Raw genomic sequence first — 21970 nt, forward strand, 5'->3', positions numbered from 1 at the left:
TGCTACCGCGTTTCGATTCGCCCATCTCGCATGTGGATCACTCGATCGCCACGACTAGCGACACGTTCGTCATGAGTTACTACCACCAGCGTGAGCGACGCGTTTGTGTTCAATTCGCCGAGCAGGTCCATGATGTCGCTACCGCTTTGACTGTCAAGCGCCCCAGTCGGTTCGTCGGCCAAGATAAGTCGAGGTTGGTTTGCCAGCGCACGAGCGATTGCGACGCGTTGCCGCTGGCCGATCGACAACTGGCTTGGAAGATGTTTGGCTCGATCGCTTAAGCCCACTTGGTCCAATAGGCGGTGCGCTTCCGCAACTCGCTCGGATCGCGATCGGTGGCTTTCAAACATCGGGATCTGAACATTCTCTATCGCAGTAAGGTTGGGTAGCAAGTAAAACGATTGAAACACGAACCCGATCTGTTGCGATCGTAAAGAGTCCAGATCGTGCACGTCCGCAAGTGATTTGCCTTCGAAAAAAAGTTCGCCTGAGGTAGGACGATCGAGCACTCCCAGCATATTGAGCAGCGTCGACTTGCCGCAACCGCTGGGCCCCATGATGCAGACGAACTCACCAGCAGGAATGTCGAACGTGACATGGTCGAGTGCCAGGACATTGCCATCGCGATAACGTTTGGAAACATCACGCATCGAAATCAGCGGCGAAGTGAGTGGAGTGGTCTGTGACATTAAGGATTCTGTCTCAAGTGACGCCTATGAGATTGGGCTTATGGTATCGTCCACAAGCCGACGGATGTCTGGGAGGTTAAAGTTTTACGATTAACTTCGTCCACTGGCTTGGATAAAATGATAACCGGAACAAGCAAGGCTTGCGCTATGCTTGGCAAACGTGCTTACGATATTCATGTTCGTAGTACCGCCTTCAGGCGGCGACCTGCGTTCGTAGTACCGCCTTCAGGCGGCCATCCGCATTCCAAGACCGATTCAATCCCACACGTCCGCTTCGTAGCGGTACAACAAATAAAGATCCATCGTATCGCAATTCAACGAACTGTATCGCATTCGAATAGGAAGCAAGCGATCTGCAATCGCATTATCATGAAGTTTAAACTCGCTACTTTGCCCGACGCACGGATTCGCCGGTGGCTTGGAATGGCCATCTTGCTACTGTGCATGGTACAGACCGATTTGTCAGCGCAGGAGTCGATGGCTCGAATCACTCCAGGCACGATTGTCGAGCGTTCGGACGACGAAAGCTTAAAACCGCACCGCTGGAATCATCTCATTTTGCTTGCAACCCCGAGGATTTCTAGTGGCGATACGGACAAGCTCAGCGAAACGATTCGCAGTTCCGTTTCAACTCTCTCCTTAACGCTGCTTGCAACCATCCAGCAAGGCGACCAAGGAACCTACCAGCTTGTGGAAGCGGGCGTTGGGTATAGCGTTCCGATTGGTGGAAAGCAAACGGTGATCAGTTCCGAGACCGCTTCGCAATTGGGCGCAAAGCTGGGGATCATCGCAAGTCAGATGCTGCGTCAGAATGAAACTCGTTTGCAGCAAGTGAAAACCATTGCCCAGACGCCGACGTTTGTGGTATTCGATGCACCGGCCATTATGCTGCGGGCAGGCAAGCATCTAGATTTTACCGTACGTCATCTTTGCTGGATTGACTCAGCGACAGGCAAGGCGGCCACGTTGGTTTGGTTGTTGAGCAAAGACGCCGACGGGACGACGCGAGTCGATGTGGAGCCGCCATGTTTTGTACCAAGTAGAACGTTGGAAGATCGTAGGATCCATGTCGATGGAGCACAATTTCTGTTTGGCATTCCGAACGAGCGCGCGTTTGCACTGGAGGGGTTGCCGCCTGGCAGAACGCTTCGTTGGCTCGAGCCGATTAGCACGTTAGCCAGCCAGCCAAGTTATACTCAGCCGGAGTTGGCCGAACTGGTAGCTTACTTCAATCGCATGCTCTCCACAGCGACCAAATCCGAGGAGTGAAGTGAGCCCACGCCTCCGGGCCAATCCCGTCCTTGTTAGTAGCCGTCTTTGGCGGCCACGGACAATGCTGATTTGCCTCCAAAGGGTCAACCCCCTTATTTTAAACATGTTCCAAAATCAATGGCTCGTCAACTACGGCTTATCGAGCTGACCGCAGCCTGCCGCCCCAGAACATAAAACCAAGTTCATCTGAGCCGATTCTACCGGCATAACGATCCGGCTTCTTGCACAAAGGATTTGAGCATCGGCCCGAAGACTCGCGATGTCAAATCCTTATTGGTTATTCCCATTCCTCATCTTAGCCGAATAGACGACCTAGCAACGACTTCTTGTAGAACGGTTTTGTTTCCTTAAGCAAGTATTGAGACATGCCAGTGTCACCCGGGGACACACGAACAAAGTCAATCAATTCATTTGCCGAAATCGTCTCTCTGGCAACCATTCCAGCGTCACCAACGATCCTGCCCCAATCGCCAACGGCATCAATTCCAATGAGCATGTGAGGAGCTTCGTCACGTTCAGGATTTTGAATGAGGGCCAAATATGCTGCCTTAACTACTGGCATTTTGCGGAAGAGTCGAACTAACGCTTCGACTAATTTTTTTGGGTATACAGCAGGCTGACCAAGGAGCACCTGGGTCGATTTCCCCAAGGTGTATTCTTGGCCAGCATGAAAAACTGAACCATCGAGAATGCTGGCAATCTCAGGTGCTGTGAATTCCTTTCCGTATTCAAGATTTGGGTTCAGGACAACGTTTGAACCGCGAGAAATTTCAAAGAAGGACTTCGTGTTGAGTCGTAGGTAAGTTGCTTCCGTATGCAATGACTGCTGGAGTCGAGGCAAAGAGGAAAACATCGGAATCCAGTTCTCGCTATCACGTTGCCAAGATTGCAATTGAATGTTGCCGCCCACTTGAACAACTCCATTATCAAGTTCGAGCGACTCCCCCCCTACGTTGATGACGAAAATATCTGATCCGAGTAGATCGCGATAGAATTGCGGTCGATGGCTGGTGTCGGTACTGGCCTTGACGAGGGAACGTTCAAGATCGTTATTAGGCTCAAACATCGTCGTCATAAAAGGGAATCATATCCAACTTCACCGAGGACGCGCGAAAGACTCAATCATTTCCCATCCGCTCGGTTCGCGTCTTTCGGGGCATGGCATTGTTCAAGTAAGCCGCTGGCACGGTAAAGCAAATCTTAAATATTCTTTTACAAGTCTGGCATTCATTGGGAACACCAGGAAACTTCACACGTAAACCTGTAACACCCCGCACATGTCCAAGTCTAATCGAAAACCCACGCCAAAGTCTACCTCCAAGTTCTTCCGCCATGAACTCTACCAACGCATGAGCGTGAACCTGCACCTCACCGGCAAAGCTCTGCGGACGCATGAGGAACCGTTCACGCCTCGATCAGGCAAGCCACAAAAACACGAGCCTTTTAGCCGCTGGGCGATAGCTCCGGTTGTCCAGAGAGACGCCACAAAAACCCGGGCTTCTTGCACAAAGGATTTGAGCATCCGCTCGAAGACTCGCGATGTCAAATCCTTATTGGTTATCCGCCGCCGAATGGAGAAAGTGTAAAAAACTGATGCGAACGGAAGAAGCAAACGTCAAACGCCATGAAAAAATTTGTTTGTCCAAAAATCAATGGAATGTCATCACGACGCGTCCACGCAAAAACAAGTTTGACAGGTGCAAGGGTGGCAACGTGAGCAGTTAAAATAATCGCACGAGCGTCGGAGCTAGCCAAGCTACCAGACAAGCGTATTGGCGTTGTTTGTTGCTCCCAGTCAAATCCAAGATCGTAGCCTAACTGAAGGGGTAGGACGTTTACAGACGCACCACTGTCAACGAGGCCTGTTGCGTCACGTTCAAGGTCGTTGTGAACTAGTCGAACGGATACATATGGCATAAGACTCGCGTTCCCAAGCCGCGAATCCATTGGCGTGTAGGCAATTCGAACGAGTGAAGTCACAACTAGCCGACACCGTTAGAACGGGCAAATGCAATTAAGTCCGCAGCAGCCTGATAAGAGTCATAAGGCGACCAGATCGATTGTGGTTCGGAAGGAATTTCAAGTTCAGTTTTGCCAAGTGCTTTCAATTCGGCAGTAAGAATCTCCACCAGTTGCAATTTTTCGGCAACTGGTAACTGTTGAATCTGTGGCAAAATTTCAGCGATCGTCATTGAGAATCCCCTTGTTGTTATTGTAGCAGAAAAAGCCTTGCACACCAAGAACTGCTCGTCTCAAGCGGGTAACGGCACCATCGACCGAGCCCACGCGTGAGACTCAACGCAAGTCAAAACGGCTGATCGAGGGTTGCGTGTCTAATGGCATTGTCCAAAAAAGCCACAAAAACCGGGGCTATCGCCCGGCGGCTGATCGAGGTGCGAACGGTTATGACGCATCATAGCTACCTCCGCCCCGTCGGAAAGTGAACTGACTTCGCCAATGCCCCAGAAGCTTTTCAAGCCCCCGCGAGCTTGACTCATGGGTGAATGAGTTTTGAAGTTAGCTCAAAGAATCGTCAACGCCAGCAAGTCTCACCCGGGCTTCTAGCACAAAGGATTTGAGCATCGGCCCGAAGACTCTCGATGTCAAAACCTTATTGATTACCCGGCCTTTCTGTCCTATGTTAGCGGAAAAACGGATCTTATGACATCATCACAGTCACCAATACGTGCATTACCAAAATACTGCCGCACAGGCCCGAAACAAGGCAGTGGCCAAGCCGCAGCCATTTCAGGGTTGGACTTCGGTGGATAAAGAGATGGTCGTCGTCCACCGAGCCGAATGTAGTGTGAGCCAACACAATCATGGAAGTCGAACGTGCCCGAGTGATAAGTGTAAAACATTAGCCACAAATCCTGAAATGGGCTTTCCGTATCGGTCACACTCCCAATTCCGCCCCGTCGTTCTTTGTTCCAATTGAAATACTCAAGAACCGTGAAGTGGAATTTCGGCGGTAGATCGTGGGACTTCCATTCGCCGTCGTCACCTTCAAATTGTGCCCACCCCCAGCCGTAATATGGCCGTGCGATTAGTTGGACGCCAATGTATTCCAGGACTGTATCAGCGAGATTAGACGGTAGAGGCATTTTTCATCGATCAAGCGAATCCATCGAGGAACGGCGGACAGCTCCGAGGACGTGTGAAAGACTCACTATCGCCAAACCCGCCCGACTCCCGACTTTCGGTACATGTTATTGTTCTGCCGCGCTGGATAGCGACCTGGATACGGAGCGTTTCTTCCATCTTGTTCCCGGCAGCCAGCCAAGAACGCCCAGAAGTAGTCCAATGATACCCAACAACATTGGAACCATAGCCCAAGCAAAACCGATCCATTCCATAGTCTGCTGTGATGGTCCACCGGTTGCAGAACTCGCAACCGCGAAGTAGATGCCAGAAGCAAATCCTAGCAACATAGCGCTGCCAATGAAAAACACGATGGTCCAAACACAAGTGAGAAGTACCTTCCTTGCCAATGCAAGAATCGAACCACGTCGCCAAGTTGGTTCAGTTTCAGATTCTTGATTCGGCGCAAGGTATGGGTTGTTTCTCAATTCCATAGTTCTCGTTTTCTGGTCAACCAATGGGGCAGAACAGCCACGTACACCGAGACGCAGCGATAAACCTAAATTCTCAGGCTATTTATGCGTGTTCGGCGCAACGAATTATTCTACTTTGACTGCTACATACTTGATGGGTCGAAATTATCAAGAAATAGAATTGTTCTTATGCTGTTACGCAGTTCAATTCCTTTGAGGTTGCGAGTGGGGCCGTTATCATGTTCCAAATCAACGGGTCTTCTTAACTCGACGATAGCTGCCGTGTCGACGTCCGAAGTTTTATAGATTGGAAGTTTCTGTCCATTGGGCCCTGGTCGAAACTCTCCGGTAACGGCGGATTTACGACATCGAATCTGCACGCGAAATCGTCCATCATTTAAAGCCTCAACGACACCCGATACTGAAATCTTGTCTGAATTTATCATGGCACTACCGTAAAATGGAACGTTGATGCGTGCAACAACTGCAATGCTCTCAAGAAGCTTCGGCTCAGGATCCTGGGTTCCCTTTGGAAGATCGCGAAAACCGACAGTTTCCAGACGCAACATATAGTCTTGCGCAACTGCGTGCGTGCTGAACAGCAAGGCAAGCAAAGCAGCAACAAAATAGCTTTTATTCATCAGAAGAACCTTTCCTTGGAACACCGAAAGCAGAACGAAACACATCACCGAGCCCTGCCAGTGATTTCTCCAAAGTCGAAAACGCACCGTCGGGGGCTTCGGTGCACGGCATTGTCCAAAAAAGTCGCTAGCGAGGCGGGGTATATCGCGAGGGATCGTGACAAGTCTGGCATTCACTGGGAACACCAGGAAACTTCACACGTAAACCTGTAACACCCTGCACATGTCCAAGTCTAATCGAAAACCCACACCAAAGTCTACCTCCAAGTTCTTCCGCCATGAACTCTGCCAACGCATGAGCGATGACATACACCTCACCGGCAAAGCTCAGCGGAGGCATGAGGAACCGTTCACGCCTCGATCATGCAAGCCACAAAAAAACGAGCCTTTTAGCCGCTGGGCGATAGCCCCGGTTGTCCAGAGAGACGCCACAAAAACCGGGGCTATCGCCCGGCGGCTGATCGAGGTGCGAACGGTTATGACGCATCATGCCTACCTCCGCCCCGTCGGAAAGTGAATTGACTTCGCCAATGCCCCAGAAGCTTTTCACCCCCCCGCGAGCTTGACTCATGGGTGAATGAGTTTTGAAGTTAGCTCAAAGAATCGTCAACGCCAGCAAGTCTCACCCGGGCTTCTAGCACAAAGGATTTGAGCATCGGCCCGAAGACTCGCGATGTCAAAACCTTATTGATTACCCGGCCGTCATGGGCTGACGAAGCACCGTTTTCCATTTTGCCGGTGCAGCACGTCGTATGTCGGACAGATAGATTTCGTGATGTTTGCCACTTAGTTTTGCCTTCGATTCGATGTAGGTATGTAAGCGTTCGATCGTGCGGCCTTCATCGGAAAATGGGCCAATATGGAGCGTTTGAGCACACAATCCTTCCGTGAAACTTTCGAGCCGCAGTAGGTCTATTGCCTTAAGTGACTTTTTAGTGCGAACCTGATCAATTGCTCCGCTGATTGTATCGTCGGACACAAAGTTGGGCTGCATGATCATCATAGTCCATTTCCACGCCGACCTGTCCCCAGATGTGAACGCCGACCAGTCGTCTGACCACCAGAGTCCCTCTAGTGGCATCACCGAATAATCGACAGCAGAATGCGAACGTTTCACGGAAAATTTCGTGACGTAGGAAACCGAGAACAAGGCTTCGACCGCTTCGGCGTACTCGGTCGAGTTGTTTGGGTCGCCCTGTCCGTCAATCATGAGGAAACGCATTGCCGGAACGTCAACCGTGGCTACCGACTTGGCCGATGGCTTGTATAGATGTTTTAGTTCTCTTTTGAGGTCGATCTTCGACATGGCATTCTTCGGCGGGTAAAGGCGGCGACCATCCTGTCGCCGCCAAAAAACTATAATTCAAATTCGCGGCCGACCGGCGACTTGGGTGGATCGCATTGTTCTGCCTTTTTTGCACGATTAGGCTCGATAATTCCCATAGCACAGCATGCGCAGAATGGCTCTAGGCCGTAGATGCCAACTTGCCCATGTAAGCGGAGAATCTCCATTCATATCTTTTGCGTCGACACGAGCACCTGCATCAAGTAGCATCTGAATTGACTCTTCGTTACCAAACGCCGCAGCACGATGAAGTGGTGTTTCCGATCGAGTTCTGATATCGCGCATGAATGCACCTGTTTCCACAGATGGTTTGGTGACGCAGTTCGGATTCGCGCCATGGGCGAGGAGTATTTTAAGTACCTGGTCGAGACTTTTTCGATCCGTCTTGCATAGCGAAGAATGCAACGGAGTTTCTCCGGTGTCTGGCAACGGCTTGTTCACGTCCGCTCCTTGTTCAATTAGGAACTGGCACAGACGCGGATAGCCGTGAAAGACAGCTCCGTTCAGATCTAAGTTGTCCCCAAGAGATTGAAGGGACTCTCCGTTGCGGAGTAGGAACCTGATTGCACTGACATCACCGTGGTACGCGCACCATTTGATGAGTGACACTCCTCCACTGTCTTTTGAGTCGGAAGAGTGACCAGCATCGACGTAGTCAAACACCAAATGTGTTTCCCCCTCCGAGATTCTCTCTAACATGCTACGTGCCATAGTGCTCCCAGTAGGATTGAAGGCATAACGCTGGCGGTAACCCAGTAGCCGCGTTTGATGTTGATGTAGGTAACGACGTTATCGGCGACTTGAGTGCAAGTACGCCCAACATGGGCGTGAGTTTGTGGGGTGCGGAACTCGCGAGAGTTCTCAGTCCCCTGTGTTTAGTTCCGATATTCTTACAGGAGTCAGTATACCAAATGAATAGCTCGTAAGAAACAGACACGAGGCGAAGGCAACTGCGACCAGCGGCGACTGGGCGTGGGAAGGAAGCCTGCAAAGCACTTTGACTAACGCCAATCGAACAACAACCAGCTTGGTCAGTCATCCACTAGATGTCCAGAACAGGCTTGCTCTTACGCGATGAAACGGCCCCTGTAGCGGACCCGCATGCTAGGTGTTGTGAGTGGCAGCACGGGTAACCGGGCTCCTATCTCGATCGCCTGGTTGGGCGATTACATCGCATGCTCAACGCACAGCGGCGGTAGACTTAAGAGGTGGATAGATGTACGCCGCGCCAATGGGAATTCCGGCTATCGACGAGCCATTATATCGCGTAGCGAGTGGTGCAGGATGACGATCGCGAATCTCTTTTACTTTCATTGCTAGCGCATCATCGGAGCTGAGCAACTTAATTTGAAACGCATCGAGCCACATCTGCTTACCGCTACCAACCAACCTGAGCACCTCCCCGTATGCCACGTCGAAATTGCCGTCATTTATTGCTGGCGATGCAAGGTAAAGCTCCCACTCCGACGATTCATCGGGGTTTAGCCAAAAGAGAGCGTCAACCGTCTGGTAGTTATTGAACGCTTCTGCAAATTCGCGGCCCGCATCGATCTGTTCGTTTACCAATATAGCTTTATCCATTGCAGGACTCCGTTTGTAGGGTCAGAAACCGCATTGTACAGTGAACGGGCTTGGTTTTGTATTGAATTTCTATAGCGGAACAGTTCATTCCAATCTTTCGCAATTAGCCAATTCGTTCCGAGTTGGGCATTCGCGGAGATAGCGTTCGCGCGAGTTACTTCGAGATCTGCCATTCTCACGAGAACTTCAAGATCGTGCGTCCAACATTTTTCGGCGAATTTCTTGTCTTCAAAAATGATACCGGTTCGGTCAACGTATCGAAGAACTGCCGCCTTCAATGCGCACTCAATTGCATAGCCTGCCAAATAATATGCCCCAGCCCATCGCGAAGCCGCGATAAGAGTCGCCGCGTCAAGCAAGCGATCTTAGGACAGTTGTTGTAGTTCTGTTCGATTCAATCGGTTTAATCCGATATTGGCATTTTAGCTTTTTGGCAGAACGGCAGGGTTTCGCGAGCCCGAGCAGTTGACTTGGCGCAAGTCAAAATTACTGATCGGGGGCTTCGTGTGCATGTACGCCCAACATGGGCGTGAGTTTGTGGGGTGCGGAACTCGCGAGAGTTCCTAGTCCCCTGTGTTTAGTTCCGATATTCTTACAGGAGTCAGTATACCAAATGAATAGCTTGTAAGAAACAGACACAAGGCGAAGGCAACTGCGACCCGGGCGACCGGGCGTGGGAAGGAAGCCTGCGAAACACTTTGACTAACGCCTATCTATCAACAACCGGCTTGGTAAGTCTATTGGAAGTCTGGACGAAGCTTGCTCTTAAAAGATGAAACGGCCCCAGTAGCGGACCCGCATGCTAGGTGTTGTGAGAGGGGGCCCGGGTAACCGGGCCCCTATCTCGATCGCCTTGTTCGTCGGGATTTCTATCTTCTATATGGGGCAGCACGTTTCAAATTGCGTTGATCGCAAAGGCAAGTAAGAAAGAAAGTGCTCCGGCGAGTACAGAGGAGCCCGACGATATTGCAAATCCAAGTTTACGTGTTTTAGAGTTTGGAATTAGAATTATACCGAAAATAAATGGAAATAAGGTAAAAACGATAAGCACGAAGCCTGGCGATCTGGTGATAGGAAAAGGTCCGTTCCACATTGAATTGAGGTAAATGAGCTTGTTCGAATCGCCAGCAAGCCATCCGATCGCAACAAAGAAGGGCCATGCCAGAATGCACGCTACTGTCCATACGCACGAACTTATATTGAGGCGACTATTTTTCTCATCTTCCGCTTTCGGCTGCTCGTAGGGCGAATGTAACAACGTGTGGATCTCCTGACGAACGGCGGCCGTCACCGGGCCGCCGGAGAAACGTTCTCCATTGGCAAGCCGCGCGATCGGCGGCTCCGTGTGCACGGCATTGTTATCGCGACTGTTTGTCCGTTTCACAGTCCGTTGGGACCAGACTCGTACGCGTCACGAGTTAAGTATAGTCGATATTCGGTTTGAATGGTCTTTGTCCACGAACGAAGCGCAATGAGAAGATCAACGTACTCGGATTCGGAGATCTTCAGATCATACGGCCAAATGCCAACGTAACCATCAGGGGTGTCTTCGCAAGGAATTTGCAGTTCAAGGTTGTGCTTTGATGCGGTGAGGGAGTGGCAATTCATGTGAACATTGCGTCGGAATTCAATGCTCCATCCGTTGTGGACGGCTTGTTTCTTTTTTCGCGGTGATGGCATGTCGTTACGATACAATTAACGTTGGATGCATTCTTGCCGCGGGTCTGATGACGCGATAACGACCGCCATCACCGGGTGGCGGGAGTAGACATTGATTTCAGGAAACGCTGACCACCGCCACTCCGGTGCATGTACGCCCAACATGGGCGTGAGTTTGTGGGGTGCGGAACTCGCGAGAGTTCTTAGTCCCCTGTGTTTAGTTCCGATATTCTTACAGGAGTCAGTATACCAAATGAATAGCTCGTAAGAAACAGACACGAGGCGAAGGCAACTGCGACCCGGGCGACTGGGCGTGGGAAGGAAGCCTGCGAAACCATGGGTAAGCGCCGAGTCTGTCGACCGCCATCAGTGCGTCACCTACCCCACTCGGATGGTTTCTCGCCAAGACCTGCGAGGCTACGTACAGAAACCGCATAGAGGCCGGTCGCTCTAGCCGAGCGTGCTTGAGAACGCGAAGGCAAATCGGAAACGGAGGATTGGTAGATGCGGAGCTTGTGCAGGGATAATTCACGCTCTTATTTGGGGAGATCTGCCGATGTCCCTGCCTGAAAACGTAGGTCCTTGCGACCGAAACTCAGGGCGTTGCAAAGGCGACTTTGCTCGCACATCAGCAGAAGTCAGCAGCGGCCGTAGTATGAAGCTTCTAACACCAATAGAAATCAGAAGGGCCAAACATCTTTTAGTAAGGAAGAACCATTCATGATCTCACTACGCAAGCAACACATACAAGCTAGTCGACTGTCCCCACGGGAAGCGGCACTACAAAGCTCCGTGCACTGCCTGAATCTCAGTCCCGAGATCAATCGGAAGCGGCGATCATGAAGAAGACAGCCTTAAACTTATTCACAAACGATCTAATGGAACAAATTGTTGACGAGCGAAACGTCCTACAGGCGTGGCGCAAAGTCAAGGCGAACAAAGGGGCTCCAGGTCCCGATGGAATCACACTGAACGAATTCCTCACAAGCTTTCGAACTCAGTGGCCTACGATCCGTCAACAGTTACTCGATGGCACCTACGCCCCGCAACCAGCGCGGCGAAAGTCTATCCCCAAAAGCGATGGCAGCCAGCGTCACCTTGGCATTCCCAATGTCATGGACCGATTGATTCAGCAAGCCATCCTCCAAGTTCTCACGCCAATCTTCGATCCACACTTCAGTGAATCGAGTTTTGGCTTTCGGCCAAGACGCTCTGCTCATGGAGCCATTAAACAAGTCCAAGCTCATATCCGATCTGGATACCGACAATGTGTCGACATGGACTTGTCCAAATTCTTCGATCGCGTTCAACACGACGTGCTGCTTGCAAGAGTCGCACGCAAAGTGAAGGACAAACGCTTACTACGTCTGATCGGAAGATATTTGCGAGCAGGCGTCATGGTCGATACCTCGTGGCAACCATCGCATGAAGGCACGATGCAAGGCGGCCCGCTTTCACCCTTACTGGCGAACATCTTGTTAGACGATTTTGACAAGGAGCTAGAAAGCCGCGGGCTGCGCTTTGTACGGTATGCGGACGACTTTCTGATCTTCACCAAGACTCAGCGAGCGGCCCAGCGCGTCTTCGTTTCGGTGCAGCGATACTTAACTTGCAAGCTCAAGCTGGTGGTGAACCAAGACAAGAGCCGTGTTTGCAAAACAGATGGATTGGAATTCCTCGGATACCAGTTCAGCGGTTACGGCGGACAGTTGCGAGTGAGCCCCAAGAATGTGATCAAATTCAAAGAGCGAATTCGAGAGTTAACACGTCGAACGTGGAGCGTCTCGATGTCAGATCGCTTGAAATGGTTAGGTTACTATCTTCGGGGCTGGACCGGTTACTTCTGCCGTAAGCGTCCACCACAACCAGTTGTTGGGGTTAGTTGGATTGGCCCTGGGTTTGCTGTCGCTTGAGCTTGGCGGAGATGATTCTGCGGGCTCGTGTTATCTGCTTGCGGTCTGATTTATAGCGGCTTTCCTCTGCCCGGTACTCGCGAATCGCTTCGGGATGCTCCTGCTTCCATACGTCCGGCAAAAGTTTCTCGTATTGAGTCTCGCCTGCTAGTACGCGATCCAAAATGTCCTTCAAGTACTGCCAGACATCCAAGTGGTGACGTTTGGCACTGCTCACAATGCTCATCAACCTAGCCACCCGCTCGCCAGATTCCACGTTGCCAACAAACAACCAGTTCTTCCGTCCCAATGCCACCTGACGCATCAACTGCTCTACGCGATTGTTGTCGATCGGAATCTGGCCATGCGCCGTGTAGATCGTCAGAGCATCCCAGTGGTTACGGATATATCCCAACGCTCCTGCCATGTCCGACTTGGGAAACAATTGCCCTTCATCCAAACTATCAATGTACTTCTTCATCGCCTCCAACAACGGTACCGCATAACGCTGACGATGCTCCACTCGTGATTCCGCATTCATCCCCTGCTCGCGCGCGTTCACATCGTAAAGCCCCTGCAGCATATCCAACAGCTTTTGCCGATACGGATTCTCCTTGGACACCTCGTAAACCTTACGACGCGCATGCGCCCAACAAGCCGCGAACTGCAAGCGATCGCGGTTATCAAGCACCACGGCTTCATTTCCTGAGAAACAATCACCTTGAATAATACAGCGACTCTCTCGAAAGAATTCATCCGGGCCATCCCGGTGACGCGATATCCGAAAGTCAAAGATGTTATAGGGCGCTTGATCTAGACCCCGATAAGCCCACATCTTCCCTATCAAGCTATCTTCACCCTTGCCTTTCGCTTCACGCATCTTCTCGATCAACCGCTGCGTCTTCAGGTCACCGGGTTTAACCTTCGGCTCCTCCTCTGGCATCAGCATTCGACAACTGCTTTCATCCAGTCCGACTGCGGAGTCCTTCTGCACACGCCTGGCCATGAACATGAAGAACCCAAGCAACGCAAAGTCCACTTGCACCATCAGATTCTGCAATGTCGAACGACTGGGCGTCCAACCACTGCTGGCAAAGACATCCGTCTGACGATACAGCGGAAGATGCAAGTCAAGCTTCTGAGCGACCACCACCGCACCGATACTCGAATCGTATTTGTTACCCTCAACCAATCCGGTTGGTCGCTCGGCAGAAACGATTCCATGCTCTTTGCAACATGGGCAGCCATACTTGGGGTTCTCGATCACTCGCTTATAAAGCTTGGCTGGTTCATAAACCAAGGTTTCGGTCCTATCGACACCGATCATCGCCATGGGACCATGCTCTGGACAGATGCGATCTTGCTCTGGAACATCGCGAAGTTCCTTCACTTCAGGAAGGTGCGACGGGAGCGATTCATTGCGTTTCTTCTTGGCTTTGGGCGTGCTTTTGGATTGAGCGTCATCCAGAACCTTTTGTGCTTCGGCCTCCGCTTCTTGCCGAGCTTGCTCAAGTTCTTCTTGCGAATCGAAGGGGAGCCAAGGAGTCGCACCGGGCGAAATATGCTTCTCTTTTTTCTTGTGCATGTTGGCAAGCATCGCTGCCAACTTGCGGTACTCTGTCTCGAACCATTGGAGCTTGGCCTTGAGTTGCTCGTTCTCTTTCTGCAGCAATTCGATTGCCGAGAGAGGCTTGTCAGATGGATGATTATTCGAGGTCGCGTCTTGCATACTTATTGAACGCATGAAGCCCTAAAGTGGTTCCGCAATATCTTCAAAAAAGAGTAACTTGATAAAGAGATTTTACAAGCCTGATGACGAGGTAGTATTGTTGCTAACATGAGCCTGCACCGAGAATCGTTTTCGACGCTTGATGTTGGAGACATCGATGCCACTGAGCAACATGGAAAGCTGAGCGTGATCAATGACTAGGCTCTTGGACTGGCTTGAAGTAAGTGGCACCTGGATGGTACCAGCTTCTAATCTTTTCATGAAGATGGCGAGCCCATCTCGATCCCACCAGAGTATCTTGACGCGATCACGACGACGATTGATGAACATGAAATAATCACCAAGTCGAATATCGCGTTGAAAGTTGGCTTGGACGATGGCGTGCAGGCCATCGTAGGAACGTCTCATGTCGACCGCTTGCATGTAGAGGTAGACCCGAGTGGTTGAGGCGACAGCGAGCATAGACGGACTCAATAAGTTGCGGATGGCTAATTGCGAACAATGAGTTGCTGGAAACCGGCGTCTAGATGATCGCCGGAGTCATGCTGTCGAGCGGCCCATGTCAACAAAGTCTCGACAGCGCTGGAGGAATCAGAGCGGCAAAGGATCTTGATGCCACGTGTTTCGATGGTGAAGTGAAGCGTATTGTTGCTTGAATCGGATTGCGTTTGGCTTGGTGACGTTGCGCTAAGAGTTGTTGGATTAGGATTAAGGGCTGTTGGACTGGAGTGAAGCTTCTTTCTCCAATAGTTGAAGACATGGAACGAAAGGTTTTCATTTCGACAGAACTGAGCGATGCTAAGACCCGACGACTGAAAACGTAGGAGTCGTTGAGCCCAGAGTTGGGACTTGGAAAGATCACGAGTCATGCTGTAGGTTCCTGGCATAGAGGTTTCGGCAACCCCATCGGTCGCCGTTATCAAACCCTACCCTCCAAATCAAGCCCCCGCCGACTAAAAACCCACTGGTTCTGATGTACGCTTAACCTTCTGCCTGATCCCAATCAAGAGTTTCTTTAGCGACCTGGATAAATGGGTTCGCCGTCGCTTGCGGTCATGTTACTGGAAGCAGTGGCGGAAGCCGTCAGCGCGCATAAGGAACTTGATGCAAATGGGATTAGAACGAAACGACGCGGTTCCATTCGGTTCTAGCTCGCGAGGCGCCTGGTTCATGTCTGGCTGTCAAAGTCTGCAAAGCACTTTGACCAACGCCTATCTATCAACAACCGGCTTGGTAAGTCTATTAGAAGTCTGGAACAGGCTTGCTCTTAAAAGATGAAACGCCTAGTGCGGACCCGCATGCTAGGTGTTGTGAGAGGGGTCCCGGGTAACCGGGCCCCTATCTCGATCGCATTGTTCTGCAAGTCTTAGCTGGAGTTGGAGGCAGCATCCAGTACGTACACTTTGAACTTGGTCCATACATTATCGCCAGGGCCATCAAATATTCTCTTTTGACACCAGCCATACGGGTACAAGTTTGCTGTTCCCCATTTAAAAGGAAATGAATCGTCTCCCATGTGTTTACAATTACGTGCCCACTTTCCGCCATCGAAATTCTGTTGAATTACGGTAACGATATATGCCGCAAATTCCAACGCTATGCCGTTCAATCCTTCGGTCGATTTCGATTTCTTGTAGTGCTTATGGATGGCCGACAGAATCTTCTCGACGTGCTGGACTGATTCTGGAGAATAGTCGAGTGTAATCGAGAAGTTTTCGCTTGCTATTTGCTCAGCGAGCTTAGCAAGTTCCTTTTGTAGGGTTGGAAGTGATTTTCCCATTTTGATTAAGATAAGTAGCAGAAACGACAGCCGTAACCGGGCGGCCGCCAAGAGATCTTGATTTCAAAACCGGCGCCATCGGCCGCTCCGGTTCACGGCCTGGTTATGCACACTTTAACATCTCCATTTCGCGAAGTACATCAGCATCTTGCAGCGGATCGTAGTTCGACCAATGCTTCACACCTTTTAGATCGCAGACGATCGACCAGATGCGATCACCATCATCGATGCCATTGGAAAACCGATGATACAACAGCGCGATTGTAAAGTCAGGAGGCATCGGGAACTCGCGTGTTTTGTGTTTGTGATCGCGGGCAGCATAGAACAACACGATTTGGGCTGTCTCCCAATGTTTGGATTGTTTGTCATCAAGCAGGATTCCGACGAGCAATTCGTAGAGCTGTTGCCAGCCGAATTCGTTCGCGAGCAGATAGATGGCTTCGGAGACGTGGTCGCTGCCGTATTCGGCGACCAGTTGTTGCTCGTCGCCATCGTCATCCGCGAGGCGTGGATCGTTCAGGATTCGTGCGACCCGAGATTGCAAGTCCATGTCGGTGAGTTTTGTGCATAACTATATTAATTCACAGGCACAAGTATAGGATAAATCACGTTGGCTGGGAAATATCGATACTCAGTATCGCGCTAATGGGATTATCACTATACCCATGTGAGTGTATGATAACGCGGCAAATTTTGACAGTCAATCAGTTTACTGAGGTATTGAGGAATGTCTTTAGGACGCTATAAAGCTGCCCTTCGCGAACAAAATACTCACCGCGATCTCTTGATTTGGTTTCCGCGATGGTTGCAAAGCTATGCAAGCTTTATCGGTGTGGATCCCGCTCAGACCATCCCAATTAGCCACGATCATGTCCTTCAGTTCCTGCGTTCGCTGCTAAAGAAGAAGATTCAAGCTTGGCAGAGGTTGCAGGCAGTCAAAGCAATCGAAGCTTATCGCAACTTCGTCTTGCAAACGTCGCACCCGGATCTGACTTACTTCGTTACCAAACTGTACGAGGGAGTCCGAAAGCTCTTATGTTATTTCCGCTGCATCTTCATTTAGATAAGCGGCATCGCGAACGGCGCGGACTTCGTTCCCGTGGGTGACACCGCTGGTGTACTTATACTTTTATTAGGGAGCGAGTATGACGGATGGTTTGTGTTGGACAGGCGGGTTCGGTTTCGTGTTGAGTGTGGCTTGGCAAGCGAACAGGTTGCAACGCATGGCACGAGCTTTCTATTTTACAGAGGCTGAATGCCGCCGTGTTGTAGCTTGAAGCGGCACGAAGGGGCATTTTTAAGGATTTTTTTCGTGGTTCTGCCTGGAGCGTGGGATGTAGGCTGGTAACAAGTAAAGCCAAGCACTGCGATTAACCGCGTTTGCAACGCTATGTGTTTGTGATGGTTGGTGACGCGGCCCGATGGGCACGCGGTTAAACGAAGAGGGTGCGGGATCATCAGGCTATCGCGCGTGCAAATGACGCTCCCTCCCCGGACGCTCGCGGAACTCGCGGCCGACCCTCCCAAGATGAGAGGGTGAAGAAGATGCGGGATCGTCTGGTGCGTTGGCGTTGATATGCTGCTCCCTCCCCGGACGCTCGCGGTACTCGCGGCCGACCCTCCCAAAATGGGAGGGTGAAGAAGATGCGAGATCATCTGGTGCGTTGGCGTTGATATGCTGCCCCCTCCCCGGACGCTCGTGGTACTCGCGGCCGACCCTCCCGAATCGGGAGGGTGAAGAAGAAACGCGTACGCCTACGGCTGACGGTTAAACGAAGAGGGTGCGGGCACATCTGGCTATCGCGCGTGCAAATGCTGCTCCCTCCCTGGTCGCTCGCGGTACTCGCGGCCGACCCTCCCAAGTTGGGAGGGTGAAGAAGATGCGGGATCGTCTGGTGCGTTGGCGTTGAGATGCTGCTCCCTCCCCGGACGCTCGCGGTACTCGCGGCCGACCCTCCCGAATCGGGAGGGTGAAGAAGATGCGGGATCATCTGGTGCGTTGGCGTTGATATGCTGCCCCCTCCCCGGACGCTCGTGGAACTCGCGGCCGACCCTCCCGAAGGAGGGTGAAGAGGGTGCGCGATCATCTGGAGCGTTGGCGTTGAGATGGTGCCCCCTCCCCGGTCGCTCGCGGTACTCGCGGCCGACCCTCCCGAATCGGGAGGGTGAAGAAGATGCGGGATCATCTGGTGAGTGGGCGTTGAAATGACGCTCCCTCCCCGGACGCTCGCGGTACTCGCGGCCGACCCTCCCAAAATGGGAGGGTGAAGAAGATGCGGGATCATCTGGTGCGTTGGCGTTGAAATGACGCTCCCTCCCCGGTCGCTCGTGGTACTCGCGGCCGACCCTCCCGAAGGAGGGTGAAGAGGGTGCGCGATCATCTGGAGCGTTGGCGTTGAAATGACGCTCCCTCCCCGGACGCTCGCGGTACTCGCGGCCGACCCTCCCAAAATGGGAGGGTGAAGAAGATGCGGGATCATCTGGTGCGTTGGCGTTGAGATGGTGCCCCCTCCCCGGTCGCTCGCGGTACTCGCGGCCGACCCTCCCGAATCGGGAGGGTGAAGAAGATGCGGGATCATCTGGTGCGTTGGCGTTGATATGCTGCCCCCTCCCCGGACGCTCGTGGTACTCGCGGCCGACCCTCCCGAATCGGGAGGGTGAAGAAGATGCGGGATCATCTGGTGCGTTGGCGTTGATATGACGCTCCCTCCCCGGACGCTCGCGGTACTCGCGGCCGACCCTCCCAAGTTGGGAGGGTGAAGAGGGCGGGCGGCTGCGTCTGAACGAAGACCGGCTGAAGCCGGGACTACGAACGAAGACAGCCTTCATCCAGGCAGCAGGTGCTACGCGATTGCCGATAACTCGCGAGATAAATCCGCTATAGGGAAACAACCAACCGAAGTGGTAAAGCGCGGATTTATCTCAATCAAGACTGCGTCGCCGCACGCCGGATCCGCGGGAATGACAAAGTCAAATCCAACCCACCCAAGTGCTTGGCCAGGAAACTGCGCCAGTACCGATCGAATCACATCAACACCACAAGCTTCATCCAATTCGGAATAACAACTCGCGCCAACATAGCTCAATGTCTGCCCAAGCCTGCCGCCCGCCAGCGGCAACGTTTCAAAATCCTGCGTCATCCAGGGCAGAATGGACATGGACGACTTTCGACAAACTATCGATCGACTGACCGCTTGGCCTTCGATCCAGTCCTGTACGATCCAACGATCGGGTTGGCCTATGTGCAAATCACTGCTCAAGACACTGCGGCAAGCGGCGCGTGCGTCCTTGTGGATCTCCAGCCCCATGCAACCGGCGCCATCCCGCGATTTCACTACCACTGGCCCTTGGAATGGTATCCAATCTTGCGGACCATGCAGTTCCGATAGTAACCTTGTCCGTGGGTGCGGCAGTCGATGCTGCTCGCAAAATTTGGCCACAGCCCACTTGTCGGTGGCAAAGTCAATGAAAGTCGAAGTGCAATTCCACAGTACAAACCGATGCGCCCGAAGCCGCTGCACCAAGTCGCTCAGCTCGCCGCCGATTTCGGGTGCGATCACGATCAGCCAATCGCATGCTTCGCGATCCAATGAGTCGACCAACGCTTGCAGAAAGCGTTGGTCACCAAAACGCGATGTATCTAACGCAAAGTGATGTTTTTCTGCTTCAGGAATCCGCGCATGATTAGCCAGTGCGACAACGTGGCAGCCTGCGTTAGTCTGCAAGCCAGCTTGGATCGCTTTGACCATCGTCATGCCTTCCAGCAGAAAATGATCCGGCAGCGGCTGGGTAGGGTCCTCGTTATAGCCAGCACACAACGTTTCAAAGATGCCAACTTTCATTCCATCGACCTAGCAACACGCACTACGAGTACTCAAACGATTTCGCAAGTTTGCCACATGAGCGGCAATCAAACAACAACCGCCGAGAGGACTTAGCCACGGTTGCGCTTGGCTAACCCAGTATCTTAAGGATTCTTCGGCCTGCAAGCTGCGCAGCCAGTCGATAAGGCTTCCCGCTAAGCTCGCTTGGTGCACGGTCGCTGTTGAGCTCGCCGCAGGGCTAGTTCCAGCACAGCAGAAATCCTGCAGCACAAACGCTTCCAAGAATAAACAGCTCAATCCCAGTGCCAACAGGGAAGCGACAAACGGATCACGATGCCGTCGAAGCTCAGGCATAATCGCAAACAAGGCGGCCACTAGGGCCGCGGCGAACGTAAGCTGATGCGCTGTTGGACCAGCCAAGAACGCAAGCAGCTTGATCGACGGAGCCAATGCGACCAGAATCGGCAGCGACCAGCAATGGACCAAACACAGAATCGCGCACGATATGCCGACCAAGTCGGAACGTCGCTCAAGTTTGGGATTCGATCTTGCAGTTGCCATATCAGCTTTCAGCTATGACCCAGTAACGTTGGGCGGTCGGACGTCTCGCTCGGTTCCATTTCGGACGTTTCGCTGAACGCAAGCAGCGAATGTCGTCGGCGATCTCAACAAGCCTCGAGCATGCGGTGACAAATCGGCATAAATCGGATAGATTGCTAGCTTTGCAGAAAGTGAAGGCCGCGAATATGAGTTCTAAGGACGACGAAGAGGTGTTGGTAGTGCCGGCTGCGCTGATTGAGCAGATTGGACGCATCGAGGGTTTTACTTCAGCGGTCGATAGATACTTGCCAGCGGTACTGGACCGAGCCAATCAGTCATTTATGGCGCGGCGTGATTGCGAGCATGATCCTAACTTTAAGCAATTGATCCCTTACGTCGTGCTGCAAACGGCCGGCGAGTCGCCACAGGTTTTTCGGTACACGCGTGGCAGTGGCCAGACCGAAACAAGATTGCATGCCAAGCAAAGCATTGGGATTGGCGGCCACATTGCGATCGAAGATTGCCAGGGAGATGACTTGTACCGAACCGGGATGCTGCGTGAGTTGCACGAAGAGATGGTGATGCCGGAAAGTTTTCAAGATGAAATCGTTGGATTAATTTACGACGACTCCAACGCGGTAGGTACAGTGCATTTGGGTGTGGTCCATCGCATCATTGTCGGTTCGCCGAACGTTCATCCGCGTGAGGAAGATCTTCACGAAGCGGGGTTTGTATCGCTGGTCGACTTACAAGCCGGGTTCGAGCGACTTGAGACTTGGTCGCAGCTAGCCCTGCGAGCGATGTTTCGTTAAGGGTGCCAAGCCCGAAATCCGGTGGCCTACGGCACACCGGCAATCATTGCTTCGGCCCTTTAGGCCGACGTCGAGCCTAGAAAATAGGTGCCAGCCTAGAAAATAGGTGCCAGGCACCTATCGGGTTAGGCACCTGTCGGGTTAATAGGGGTTAATAGGGGTTAATAGGGGTTAATAGGGGTTAATAGGGGTTAATAGGTGCCAGGCACCTGTCGTGCCCAAAGTTTGACTTCTGGCAGAATGGGACCCCGTGATCTATAATTGACAGCAGGAAATAAGGAGGAAGAATGACACTTCATGAACTAGAGCAGACCATCGCGAAGTTGCCGCCCGCTGAGCTATCAGAGTTTCGCGAGTGGTTCTTGCGTTTTGATGGCGATCGTTGGGATGAGCAAATCGAGAAAGATGCTACAGCAGGCAAGCTTGAATTGCTCGCACAAGCCGCACTACGTGAGTTCCGAAGTGGCCAAACGAATCCTCTATGATTCATAGAAAATAGGTGCCAGGCACCTGTCGGGTTAGGCACCTGTCGTACTATTGGAGATGTTTCGCTAGCTCATCAAAAGAAATTGGTAACTGTTCTAGGGGGCGTTAAAGTATTCCGATTTTGCGGTCGATAACGATATTGAGCCTGTTGTGGCGTTCAATGGTG

23 protein-coding genes are annotated in these 21970 nt (G+C 52.0%); 6 read left to right on the top strand and 17 right to left on the bottom strand.

Features of this window, described 5'->3' with window-relative positions:
* Positions 1–2: 2 nt before the first annotated feature.
* Positions 3–689, bottom strand: a complete 687-nt coding sequence (locus tag SH302x_RS17075; protein ID WP_479363605.1) for an ABC transporter ATP-binding protein — start codon at positions 687–689, stop codon at positions 3–5.
* A 147-nt stretch (positions 690–836) separates the two neighbouring features.
* Between SH302x_RS17075 and SH302x_RS17080 the strand changes: the two genes are divergently transcribed.
* Entirely contained in the window at positions 837–1958 is a 1122-nt protein-coding gene (locus SH302x_RS17080) for a hypothetical protein (protein ID WP_479363606.1), read from the top strand.
* A 298-nt stretch (positions 1959–2256) separates the two neighbouring features.
* On the opposite strand, the gene SH302x_RS17085 is transcribed toward SH302x_RS17080, so the two are convergent.
* The 9 genes from SH302x_RS17085 to SH302x_RS17125 all read right to left on the bottom strand — a co-directional run bounded on the left by SH302x_RS17085 (position 2257) and on the right by SH302x_RS17125 (position 10466).
* Positions 2257–3036 (bottom strand): enhanced serine sensitivity protein SseB C-terminal domain-containing protein, encoded by a 780-nt coding sequence (locus tag SH302x_RS17085; protein ID WP_479363607.1) that lies wholly within the window; start codon positions 3034–3036, stop codon positions 2257–2259.
* A 907-nt stretch (positions 3037–3943) separates the two neighbouring features.
* Positions 3944–4153, bottom strand: a complete 210-nt coding sequence (locus tag SH302x_RS17090) for a hypothetical protein (protein ID WP_479363608.1) — start codon at positions 4151–4153, stop codon at positions 3944–3946.
* Positions 4154–4597: 444 nt separating this feature from the next.
* Positions 4598–5065, bottom strand: a complete 468-nt coding sequence (locus SH302x_RS17095) for a hypothetical protein (protein ID WP_479363609.1) — start codon at positions 5063–5065, stop codon at positions 4598–4600.
* 105 nt (positions 5066–5170) lie between these two features.
* The gene (locus tag SH302x_RS17100; RefSeq protein WP_479363610.1) at positions 5171–5536 is read right to left on the bottom strand and encodes a hypothetical protein; all 366 of its coding nucleotides are present in this window, start codon (positions 5534–5536) and stop codon (positions 5171–5173) included.
* A gap of 122 nt (positions 5537–5658) precedes the next feature.
* Positions 5659–6156, bottom strand: a complete 498-nt coding sequence (locus SH302x_RS17105) for a hypothetical protein (RefSeq protein WP_479363611.1) — start codon at positions 6154–6156, stop codon at positions 5659–5661.
* Positions 6157–6847: 691 nt separating this feature from the next.
* Positions 6848–7462 (bottom strand): GyrI-like domain-containing protein, encoded by a 615-nt coding sequence (locus SH302x_RS17110; protein ID WP_479363612.1) that lies wholly within the window; start codon positions 7460–7462, stop codon positions 6848–6850.
* 117 nt (positions 7463–7579) lie between these two features.
* Positions 7580–8200 carry an ankyrin repeat domain-containing protein gene (locus SH302x_RS17115; protein WP_479363613.1) on the bottom strand — a complete coding sequence of 207 codons (621 nt, stop codon included), beginning with the start codon at positions 8198–8200 and terminating at the stop codon, positions 7580–7582.
* A 480-nt stretch (positions 8201–8680) separates the two neighbouring features.
* Positions 8681–9082: a hypothetical protein gene (locus SH302x_RS17120; protein ID WP_479363615.1), complete on the bottom strand. Its 402-nt coding sequence runs from the start codon at positions 9080–9082 to the stop codon at positions 8681–8683.
* Between the two features lie 895 nt (positions 9083–9977).
* Positions 9978–10466 (bottom strand): hypothetical protein, encoded by a 489-nt coding sequence (locus SH302x_RS17125; protein ID WP_479363616.1) that lies wholly within the window; start codon positions 10464–10466, stop codon positions 9978–9980.
* 1114 nt (positions 10467–11580) lie between these two features.
* Between SH302x_RS17125 and ltrA the strand changes: the two genes are divergently transcribed.
* Positions 11581–12654, top strand: a complete 1074-nt coding sequence (ltrA, locus tag SH302x_RS17130; protein WP_479363618.1) for a group II intron reverse transcriptase/maturase — start codon at positions 11581–11583, stop codon at positions 12652–12654.
* On the opposite strand, the gene tnpC is transcribed toward ltrA, so the two are convergent.
* From tnpC to tnpA, 3 genes are all read right to left on the bottom strand, one after another.
* Complete coding sequence (gene tnpC / locus SH302x_RS17135) at positions 12620–14362, bottom strand: IS66 family transposase (protein WP_479363298.1); 1743 nt, start codon at positions 14360–14362, stop codon at positions 12620–12622. The genes ltrA and tnpC overlap by 35 nt on opposite strands.
* Before the next feature lie 72 nt (positions 14363–14434).
* Positions 14435–14824, bottom strand: a complete 390-nt coding sequence (gene tnpB / locus SH302x_RS17140; protein WP_479363297.1) for an IS66 family insertion sequence element accessory protein TnpB — start codon at positions 14822–14824, stop codon at positions 14435–14437.
* A gap of 26 nt (positions 14825–14850) precedes the next feature.
* Positions 14851–15231 carry an IS66 family insertion sequence element accessory protein TnpA gene (tnpA, locus tag SH302x_RS17145; protein WP_479363620.1) on the bottom strand — a complete coding sequence of 127 codons (381 nt, stop codon included), beginning with the start codon at positions 15229–15231 and terminating at the stop codon, positions 14851–14853.
* 127 nt (positions 15232–15358) lie between these two features.
* On the opposite strand from tnpA, the gene SH302x_RS17150 reads away from it, so the two are divergent.
* A complete protein-coding gene (locus SH302x_RS17150; RefSeq protein WP_479369281.1) occupies positions 15359–15640 on the top strand; it encodes a group II intron maturase-specific domain-containing protein in 282 nt (93 codons plus the stop codon).
* A gap of 88 nt (positions 15641–15728) precedes the next feature.
* Here the strand turns inward: SH302x_RS17150 and SH302x_RS17155 are convergent, their stop codons facing one another.
* A complete protein-coding gene (locus tag SH302x_RS17155; protein WP_479363622.1) occupies positions 15729–16142 on the bottom strand; it encodes a hypothetical protein in 414 nt (137 codons plus the stop codon).
* Positions 16143–16245: 103 nt separating this feature from the next.
* Positions 16246–16692 carry a hypothetical protein gene (locus SH302x_RS17160; RefSeq protein WP_479363623.1) on the bottom strand — a complete coding sequence of 149 codons (447 nt, stop codon included), beginning with the start codon at positions 16690–16692 and terminating at the stop codon, positions 16246–16248.
* Between the two features lie 177 nt (positions 16693–16869).
* On the opposite strand from SH302x_RS17160, the gene SH302x_RS17165 reads away from it, so the two are divergent.
* The gene (locus tag SH302x_RS17165) at positions 16870–17205 is read left to right on the top strand and encodes a hypothetical protein (protein WP_479363624.1); all 336 of its coding nucleotides are present in this window, start codon (positions 16870–16872) and stop codon (positions 17203–17205) included.
* 1780 nt (positions 17206–18985) lie between these two features.
* On the opposite strand, the gene SH302x_RS17170 is transcribed toward SH302x_RS17165, so the two are convergent.
* Both SH302x_RS17170 and SH302x_RS17175 read right to left on the bottom strand, forming a co-directional pair.
* Positions 18986–19984, bottom strand: coding sequence for an ATP-grasp domain-containing protein (locus tag SH302x_RS17170; RefSeq protein ID WP_479363626.1), 999 nt, complete (start codon positions 19982–19984; stop codon positions 18986–18988).
* Positions 19985–19993: 9 nt separating this feature from the next.
* Positions 19994–20527, bottom strand: a complete 534-nt coding sequence (locus SH302x_RS17175; RefSeq protein WP_479363628.1) for a MerC domain-containing protein — start codon at positions 20525–20527, stop codon at positions 19994–19996.
* Between the two features lie 185 nt (positions 20528–20712).
* On the opposite strand from SH302x_RS17175, the gene SH302x_RS17180 reads away from it, so the two are divergent.
* Positions 20713–21318, top strand: a complete 606-nt coding sequence (locus SH302x_RS17180) for a phosphoesterase (protein ID WP_479363630.1) — start codon at positions 20713–20715, stop codon at positions 21316–21318.
* 287 nt (positions 21319–21605) lie between these two features.
* The gene (locus SH302x_RS17185) at positions 21606–21803 is read left to right on the top strand and encodes a hypothetical protein (RefSeq protein ID WP_479363632.1); all 198 of its coding nucleotides are present in this window, start codon (positions 21606–21608) and stop codon (positions 21801–21803) included.
* Positions 21804–21970: the final 167 nt, after the last annotated feature.

It is taken from the genome of Njordella calcicola (assembly GCF_056494125.1).

What these genes read in the sequence shown, in the direction of transcription:
- SH302x_RS17175 (WP_479363628.1), bottom strand. Translation starts at nt 20,527, where the DNA reads ATGGCAACTGCAAGATCGAATCCCAAACTTGAGCGACGTTCCGACTTG.
- SH302x_RS17170 (WP_479363626.1), bottom strand. Translation starts at nt 19,984, where the DNA reads ATGAAAGTTGGCATCTTTGAAACGTTGTGTGCTGGCTATAACGAGGAC.
- SH302x_RS17105 (WP_479363611.1), bottom strand. Translation starts at nt 6,156, where the DNA reads ATGAATAAAAGCTATTTTGTTGCTGCTTTGCTTGCCTTGCTGTTCAGC.
- SH302x_RS17085 (WP_479363607.1), bottom strand. Translation starts at nt 3,036, where the DNA reads ATGACGACGATGTTTGAGCCTAATAACGATCTTGAACGTTCCCTCGTC.
- tnpA (WP_479363620.1), bottom strand. Translation starts at nt 15,231, where the DNA reads ATGACTCGTGATCTTTCCAAGTCCCAACTCTGGGCTCAACGACTCCTA.
- SH302x_RS17100 (WP_479363610.1), bottom strand. Translation starts at nt 5,536, where the DNA reads ATGGAATTGAGAAACAACCCATACCTTGCGCCGAATCAAGAATCTGAA.
- SH302x_RS17115 (WP_479363613.1), bottom strand. Translation starts at nt 8,200, where the DNA reads ATGTTAGAGAGAATCTCGGAGGGGGAAACACATTTGGTGTTTGACTAC.
- SH302x_RS17075 (WP_479363605.1), bottom strand. Translation starts at nt 689, where the DNA reads ATGTCACAGACCACTCCACTCACTTCGCCGCTGATTTCGATGCGTGAT.
- SH302x_RS17160 (WP_479363623.1), bottom strand. Translation starts at nt 16,692, where the DNA reads ATGGACTTGCAATCTCGGGTCGCACGAATCCTGAACGATCCACGCCTC.
- SH302x_RS17155 (WP_479363622.1), bottom strand. Translation starts at nt 16,142, where the DNA reads ATGGGAAAATCACTTCCAACCCTACAAAAGGAACTTGCTAAGCTCGCT.
- SH302x_RS17080 (WP_479363606.1), top strand. Translation starts at nt 837, where the DNA reads ATGCTTGGCAAACGTGCTTACGATATTCATGTTCGTAGTACCGCCTTC.
- tnpB (WP_479363297.1), bottom strand. Translation starts at nt 14,824, where the DNA reads ATGCTCGCTGTCGCCTCAACCACTCGGGTCTACCTCTACATGCAAGCG.
- SH302x_RS17090 (WP_479363608.1), bottom strand. Translation starts at nt 4,153, where the DNA reads ATGACGATCGCTGAAATTTTGCCACAGATTCAACAGTTACCAGTTGCC.
- SH302x_RS17120 (WP_479363615.1), bottom strand. Translation starts at nt 9,082, where the DNA reads ATGGATAAAGCTATATTGGTAAACGAACAGATCGATGCGGGCCGCGAA.
- SH302x_RS17165 (WP_479363624.1), top strand. Translation starts at nt 16,870, where the DNA reads ATGTCTTTAGGACGCTATAAAGCTGCCCTTCGCGAACAAAATACTCAC.
- tnpC (WP_479363298.1), bottom strand. Translation starts at nt 14,362, where the DNA reads ATGCAAGACGCGACCTCGAATAATCATCCATCTGACAAGCCTCTCTCG.
- SH302x_RS17180 (WP_479363630.1), top strand. Translation starts at nt 20,713, where the DNA reads ATGAGTTCTAAGGACGACGAAGAGGTGTTGGTAGTGCCGGCTGCGCTG.
- SH302x_RS17110 (WP_479363612.1), bottom strand. Translation starts at nt 7,462, where the DNA reads ATGTCGAAGATCGACCTCAAAAGAGAACTAAAACATCTATACAAGCCA.
- SH302x_RS17095 (WP_479363609.1), bottom strand. Translation starts at nt 5,065, where the DNA reads ATGCCTCTACCGTCTAATCTCGCTGATACAGTCCTGGAATACATTGGC.
- SH302x_RS17185 (WP_479363632.1), top strand. Translation starts at nt 21,606, where the DNA reads ATGACACTTCATGAACTAGAGCAGACCATCGCGAAGTTGCCGCCCGCT.
- ltrA (WP_479363618.1), top strand. Translation starts at nt 11,581, where the DNA reads ATGAAGAAGACAGCCTTAAACTTATTCACAAACGATCTAATGGAACAA.